Here is a 5,217-nt window from a genome sequence, read left to right on the forward strand (position 1 = left end):
TCGCCCGGGGGGGGGGCCCCCCCTCCCGCGGCGCCGCGGCGCGGGTCCGCGCTGGGCCGTGGGCGGGGTGCCGCCCCCCCCGCCCCCCCCCCCCGACGCCGAACGGGCAGCGTTAGCCGTACGGGTAGGGCAGCCGGACGACCTCGCCGCCGCTCGGCAGCGGTTCCTTGACGGCGACGTTGCCGGTGAGCGCGAGGGCTCCGGCGGTCATGCCGTGGTAGGCACCGGTGAAGGCGAGCGCGCCGGACCTGCCGGTGGCGGTCTGCATCAGTTTGAGCGCGGCCTCGACGGCGTCGGTGCCGGCGGGCCCGCAGAAGTGGATCCGGGCGCCGGCGGCGAAGTCGGCGGGCAGGCTCTCGAAGAGGGCGCTGGTGAAGTCGTCCTTCTCGGCGGTGGCGAGGTCGAGCAGGTGCAGCGGGGCGCCGCTGTCGAGGGTGCGGCGGATCGCTTCCAGCACCACAGGGTGGTTGTGCCCGAGGGCGAGCGTCCCGGCGCCGGAGAGGCAGTCCAGGTAGCGCCGCCCGTCGGCGCCCTCGACGGTCATGCCGTGGGCCCGCACCGGGACGATCGGGAAGGACCGGGCGTACGTACGGGCGGCGGACTCGCGTACGCGCTGGCGGCGCAGGATGGCCTCGCCGGAGGCCGGGGCACCGGCGGCTCCAGCGACACCAGCGGCTTCGACACCTCCGACAGCTCCGGCGGCTCCGAGAGCTCCGGCGGCTCCGACATCTCCGGAGGAGGAGGCCGGGGCCTGGGCGGGAACGGCGGCGAGCGACAAGGCAAACCCCCAGAAGAAGTTAGGTAAGCCTAACTTTACCGCCCCTGACCTGGCGGGATACCCCAGAGGCCCCCAGAACCACCCGAGCGAGTGAACCGCCCCCGGTCCTGCCAACGAGCGACCGGCGAAAAGGTCACGGCCCTCACCCCCGCCGACCCGGAGCCGCCCCACCGCCCTTCCACCGGTAGCAGAGCTCCGGCCGCCCCACGCTCCCGTACTGCGGCTCCCGCACCGCCCGCCCGGTGTCGACGAGGTGTTCGAGGTAGCGGCGCGCGGTGATCCGCGAGACCCCGGCGGCGGCGCCCGCGGCGGCGGCGGACAAGCCCGTCGCCGTCTCGCGCAGCACGGAGGCGACGGTGTCCAGGGTGGGCGCACTCAGCCCCTTGGGGAGGCTGCTGCGCTCGGGCGTGCGGAGCAGGGCGAACGCCTGGTCGACCTCGTCCTGCCCGGTCGCCTCGCCGGTGCGCCCGAGGCTGTCGCGGTAGCGGGCGTAGCGCTCCAGGCGATCGTGCAGGGCGGCGGCGCTGAACGGTTTCAGCAGGTACTGGACCACGCCCGCCGACACGGCCTGCCGCACCATCGCCAGGTCGCGGGCCGAGGTCACCGCGATGACGTCGGTGGTGTGGCCGGCGGCGCGCAGCGAGCGACAGAGCTGGAGGCCGTGGCCGTCCGGCAGGTAGAGGTCGAGCAGGGTCAGGTCGACGGGCCTCCCGGCAGCGCGGGCGCGGTCCAGGAAGCGCAGCGCGTCGGCGCAGCTGTGCACCGTCCCGGCGGCGTGGAAGCCGGGTTCGCGCTCGACGTAGAGGGTGTGCGCGGCGGCGGCCACGGGGTCGTCCTCGACGACCAGCACGGAGATCCCCGGAGCGGCGGTCGCCTCGGTCATCGCGACGCCCCTTCCCGCCGGCCCGGTTGCCCCGGTTGCCCTGCCTGGCCAAGTCGCTCCGGCCGCCCCGGCCGCCCCGGTTGCCCCGGTTGCCGCTCACCGGGTCGTGCCGGCAGCCCGGCGAGCGGCAGCCGGACGGTGAGCACCGCACCCCGGTCACGCCCGACCGCGACGCTGCCGCCGTTGCGCCGGGCGGCCTGGGCCACCAGCGCCAGCCCGAGACCATGCCCGCGCCCGTCCTGCTTGGTACTCCAGCCGCGCCGGAACACGTCCTCGACGGCGGCCGGGTCGATCCCCGCCCCGGTGTCGGCGACGCGCAGCAGCAGGCAACCACCCCCACCCGGAGCCACGTCGCCGCCCGTCACACCACCGCCCGCCGAGCCACCGCCCGCCGAACCACCGTCGCCCGAACCACCATCGTCCGAACCGCCGCCGTCCGCACCGCCACCACCCGCGTCGATTCGCACGGTGACGGTGACCTCCGGCGCCACCGTGCTCTGCGCGGCTCCGGCGATGGCGGCGTCCACGGCGTTGTCGATCAGGTTGCCGAGGACGGTGATCAGGTCCCGCGAGGAGAGCCCGGGCGGCAGCAGCCCGTCGTCGATCCGGCTGTCGTCGGTGAGGGTCAACTCCACTCCCCGCTCGGCCGCTTGGGCCGCCTTGCCGAGCAGCAACGCGGCCAGCACCGGTTCGCCGACCGCCGCGACCACCCGGTCGGTGAGCTGCTGGGCGAGCGCGAGCTCGGCGGTGGCGAACTCCACCGCCTGTTCGTGGCGTCCGAGTTCGATCAGGGAGACGACGGCGTGCAGCCGGTTGGCCGCCTCGTGCGCCTGCGCCCCGAGGGCCTCGGTGAAGCCCCGCACGGAGTCCAACTCTCCGCTGAGCGACTGGAGTTCGGTGTGGTCGCGTAGGGTGACGACCAGGCCGAGGCCGGTGCCGATGGTGGAGGTGTTGAGCACCACCACCCGCTCGGCGGTCAGGTGCACCTCGTCCCGGACCGGCTCGTCGCCGAGCACGGCCGCGACCAGCGCCCGCGGCAGCCCCAGCTCCACGATCAGACGACCCTCCAAGTTTCCTTCCAGTCCGAGCAGTTCGCGGGCTGCGTCGTTGCAGAGCACCACCCGGTGCGCGCGGTCCAGCAGGACCAGCCCCTCGCGCACCGAGCGCAGGGTCGCCTGGTGGTATTCGTAGAGGTGGCTGAGTTCGGCCGGCCCCATGCCGTGGGTGTGCCGCCGCAGCCGGGAGTTGGCGAGGTAGGTGCCCACGCCGCCGACCCCGAGCGCGGCCACCGCCACCCCGACCAGGGCGAGCAGCGGGCCGCTCAACTGCGCGGAGATGGACTCCACCGTGAGGCCCGCGCTGACCAGCGCGATCACCTGGTGCCGGTCGTCCAGCACCGGCGTGACCACCCGCACGGACGGTCCGAGCGTGCCGGTGTAGGTCTCGCTGCGGGTCTCCCCCGCGAGTGCCCAGTCGATGTGCCCGAGGAAGCGCTTGCCGATCTGCTCGGGCAGCGGGTGGGTCCAGCGCACGCCCTCGGTGTCCATGACGGTGATGAAGGAGACGCCGGTGTCCATCCGCACCTGCTCGACGTACGGCTGGAGCACCACGGTCGGGTCCGGCGCGGTGACGGCGGCCCGCACGGACGGCGAGTCGGCGACGGCGTGGGCGACGGCGGTGACCTGGCGGCGGGCCGCGTCCTCGGCCCGGTCGGCGGTGAAGAGGTACGCGAGCACCGCGCCGCCCGCCACCACGGCGGCGACGATGACCACCTGGACGACGAAGAGCTGCCCGGCCAAGCTGCGGACCAGCCCGCGGGGTGCCGGGAGCCGTCGGCGCGGCGGCGTGGGGGCGGTGCGCACGGACATGCCTGCCAGTGTGCACCACGCCCCCGGGGTCCCCCAGGGGCCCGCGATCGGTCGGCGGCCTGTCGACTGCCCGTCGACGAACGTCCCGCAGCCCAGTCGCACCCCCACGACCCGGCTGCGCCCGGTCGCGCCCAGCCGTGAACTCTATGAACGCAAACGTGACCTCCGTCACGCCCAGGCCCGATAGTCAGAGCGGCCCACCACCCGGGGCCGCCAGGACCGCACGGCGAAGGAGCCGCAGATGTCGATCGTTGGAGCAGCACCGGCGGGGGGATCCAGACGCAGGGACCGGACCCACTACCTCTACCTCTCCGTCATCGCCGCCGTGGTCGCGGGCATCGTGGTCGGGCTGGCCGCCCCCGGCTTCGCCGTGGAGTTGAAGCCGGTCGGCACCGGCTTCGTCAACCTGATCAAGATGATGATCAGCCCGGTGATCTTCTGCACCATCGTGCTGGGCATCGGCTCGGTGACCAAGGCCGCCAAGGTCGGCAAGGTCGGCGGCCTCGCCCTCGGCTACTTCCTCGTCATGTCGACCGTCGCGCTGGCCATCGGTCTGGCCGTCGGCAACCTGCTGGAGCCCGGCGGCGGCCTGCACCTGACCGCCGCGCTCGCGAAGTCCGGCCACGCCCAGGCCGTCGCCGGCGGCGCCCAGTCGACGACCGACTTCCTGCTCGGGATGATCCCCACCACCACGTTCTCGGCCCTCACCGAGGGCAAGGTGCTGCAGACCCTGCTGGTCGCACTGCTCGCCGGCTTCGCCCTCCAGGCGATGGGCCCGGCCGGTGCCCCGGTGCTGCGCGGGATCGAACACGTGCAGCGGCTGGTCTTCCGGGTCATGTCGATGATCATGTGGGTCGCGCCGATCGGCGCCTTCGGGGCGATGGCCGCCGTCGTCGGAGCGACCGGCACGGCCGCGCTGAAGAGCCTCGCGGTCATCATGATCGGCTTCTACGCGACCTGCGTGCTGTTCGTCGTCGTCGTCCTGGGCGCGCTGCTGCGACTGGTCGCCGGGGTCAACGTGTTCGCGCTGCTGCGCTACCTGGGCCGCGAGTTCCTGCTGATCCTCTCCACCTCCTCCTCCGAGAGCGCGCTGCCCCGCCTGATCGCCAAGATGGAGCACCTCGGCGTGAGCCGCCCGGTCGTCGGCATCACCGTGCCGACCGGCTACAGCTTCAACCTCGACGGCACCGCGATCTACCTCACCATGTCGTCGATCTTCATCTCCGAGGCGATGGACAAGCCGATGTCGATCGGCGAGCAGCTCTCGCTGCTGGTGTTCATGGTGATCGCGAGCAAGGGCGCGGCCGGGGTCACCGGCGCCGGGCTGGCCACCCTGGCCGGCGGACTGCAGTCGCACAAGCCCGCTCTGGTGGACGGGGTCGGCCTGATCGTCGGCATCGACCGCTTCATGTCCGAGGCCCGCGCGCTCACCAACTTCGCGGGCAACGCCGTCGCCACCGTCCTGATCGGGCACTGGACCGGCGAACTCGACGCGGACCGCGCCCAGCGGGTGCTGGCCGGCGAGGAGCCGTTCGACGAGCGGACCCTGGTCGACACGCACGGCGGGCCGATCGCGGCCCCCGAGGCCGTCCCGGCGGCTCCGGAAGCCGACCCCGTCCGGAGCGGCACGGCCGCGGGGGCCCGGGCCGGCGCCCCCCAACCCCCCCCCCCGGCCGCCGCCCCCCCCC

At 74.0% G+C, this 5,217-nt stretch carries 3 protein-coding genes and 1 pseudogene; 1 reads left to right on the plus strand and 3 read right to left on the minus strand.

What is annotated here, in order from left to right; genetic code table 11:
- Positions 1–115 precede the first annotated feature (115 nt).
- From ACFV6I_RS10990 to ACFV6I_RS11000, 3 genes and pseudogenes are all read right to left on the minus strand, one after another.
- Positions 116–628 (minus strand): annotated as a pseudogene (locus tag ACFV6I_RS10990) (aminotransferase class III-fold pyridoxal phosphate-dependent enzyme); the annotation flags it as partial.
- A gap of 292 nt (positions 629–920) precedes the next feature.
- Positions 921–1,661, minus strand: a complete 741-nt coding sequence (locus tag ACFV6I_RS10995; RefSeq protein WP_380424527.1) for a response regulator — start codon at positions 1,659–1,661, stop codon at positions 921–923.
- Positions 1,658–3,529, minus strand: coding sequence for an ATP-binding protein (locus ACFV6I_RS11000; RefSeq protein ID WP_380424530.1), 1,872 nt, complete (start codon positions 3,527–3,529; stop codon positions 1,658–1,660). Before ACFV6I_RS11000 ends, ACFV6I_RS10995 begins: the two co-directional genes overlap by 4 nt.
- Positions 3,530–3,770: 241 nt before the next feature.
- Here ACFV6I_RS11000 and ACFV6I_RS11005 point away from each other — a divergent pair.
- A partial coding sequence (locus tag ACFV6I_RS11005; protein ID WP_380424533.1) for a cation:dicarboxylate symporter family transporter occupies positions 3,771–5,217 on the plus strand: 1,447 nt, incomplete at its 3' end.

Source organism: Kitasatospora sp. NPDC059803 (genome assembly GCF_042732255.1).
Lineage (GTDB): Bacteria > Actinomycetota > Actinomycetes > Streptomycetales > Streptomycetaceae > Kitasatospora.

Excerpts from the sequence above, each read along its gene's own strand:
- ACFV6I_RS10995 (WP_380424527.1), bottom strand. The coding sequence starts at position 1,661 with ATGACCGAGGCGACCGCCGCTCCGGGGATCTCCGTGCTGGTCGTCGAG.
- ACFV6I_RS11000 (WP_380424530.1), bottom strand. The coding sequence starts at position 3,529 with ATGTCCGTGCGCACCGCCCCCACGCCGCCGCGCCGACGGCTCCCGGCA.